Here is a 1,725-nt window from a genome sequence, read left to right as displayed (position 1 = left end):
TATTCTACACGAATCCGGCCATGAGCCCTTTTTGTATTCAGTTCGAGGTGTTGCACTTCATTTTACAATCCGTCGAATAAAAACAATTGTAGAAGAAAAATTAATGAGATTTCATCAAAAAGCATTCAGTTCCTTGTTAAAGTTAGTATGCAAAAGTATTATTGCTCCGAAGACAATTGTTCACAAGGAAAACTTAATTTATTTTTTAGCCTACTCTTTGAAACAACTACAAAATGAGTATGAGAGCATTATATCTCCATTAGTTGAAAAGGATCAGTATGAAATTGAACTACTTGAGTTGTTACATGAGAATATTGAAATAATAAATCATTTGAATGAGAGCAGTATAGATAAATTAATATTTAAGTTGAATGCTAATTTAGATGCTACTGAAGTAGCGAATAGAGACAGCTGGATAAAAATTATTTTATCTTCGCGTTTACAAGACAATAAAAATTACTATGAGCAAATATCATCAATGCTTACTAAGTTCAAAAATGCATCTAGAGTGAATCGTGTAAGATACGATTTTATTTACAATATAATAATAAATGAAAATTGTAATACTGATTTTTATGAGACATTAAAAATCAAAATGAGAAAAATTTTTATATTAGATCACTATGAAGATAATGAGCTTATGAAATTAATGATAGCTTTGAGGGATAAGGCGCAATTCGAACATTGGATTAACGTTATAAGTAGTAATATATGTCGTTGGGATTTTAATATTGCAAACAAAGCTGTGTACTTGTTCAAGGAAATAGATAAAGAAATTTGGTTAGAATTAGTTTCAAATAATTCTAAATATGAGTTAGTTTCAGCCATTGTACGAGAGGCTTTAAAAGATGGGTATCGATCTCACAGTTGTATAGACCTGTTTAATGAATTACCTCACTCTTATCCTGAATTGATCAGGGGATTTATAGAGCAGTTATTCGAATCCAATGGTTCGTTTAAAAATGAGAAAGCAGTGATAGTAAATCTTAATGAAAAATATAGAGATGTGACAATATCATATATAAAAAATGAAGAAGATTTAGTTAGTAGTGTTATCGAGAAGTTAGAAGAATGGAGTTATAGTGGAGATGAAGTGGATTTAAATTATATAACTGAGAAGTTAAAATTATAATTATTGAACATTGCATTGAAGAAAAGCACAAAAGAAATAGACGTCATATAACAAAGCATTCCTACTGCGGGCATTCGCCCTTGATCGCTAAGGAGGATTTCCAAGAAGTATATTCAGGCGATACATTCAACCAGCTAAGTCTAACGACTCGTTCCCTTTGGTCACTTAAGCTGCTTGAACGTCAGGAATGCCAAACGTTATACGAAACCTTTAAAATGGAGGATATCTTATGAAAAACATCATGTATTATCCGAGAATTGTTATACCTAGTGAGTGGATGAAGAAAACATTATTATACAGCGATACTATAAGTTCGATATACCCAAAAGATTTTAATGACTTGAATGGCCATGAAGAAGAAATTGCACATAGAGATATGGAAATTCTACATGCAGAAGGAATTTACGTGTATACAGATCCTGAACAAATTGATTTTTTAGTTCATGAAAAAGTATTAAATGAACTAAAAAGGCTTATACATGATGATAATTTATCTTCGTTAAGAAATTCTTTTAACACTAGGGCGTGTTTTAAAACCCGATTCCGCCCAACTATTTCAATAAAATCATCGTCGAAGCCAAATAAACGAAGCT

2 protein-coding genes are annotated in these 1,725 nt (G+C 30.8%); both read left to right on the top strand.

Annotated elements, in window-relative coordinates:
* Window positions 1–1,132, top strand: a 1,132-nt coding sequence (locus tag HRQ60_RS23330) for a hypothetical protein (RefSeq protein ID WP_216671683.1), incomplete at its 5' end; no start/stop codon positions are given.
* Window positions 1,133–1,361: 229 nt separating this feature from the next.
* Window positions 1,362–1,725: hypothetical protein (locus HRQ60_RS23325; RefSeq protein WP_172201004.1), on the top strand; the 364-nt coding region annotated here is incomplete at its 3' end.

It is taken from the genome of Saccharibacillus qingshengii (genome assembly GCF_013185195.1).
Classification (GTDB): Bacteria; Bacillota; Bacilli; order Paenibacillales; family Paenibacillaceae; genus Saccharibacillus; species Saccharibacillus qingshengii.
Note: the sequence above shows the minus strand (reverse complement) of the source record. Positions and strands in the feature narration are given on the sequence as shown.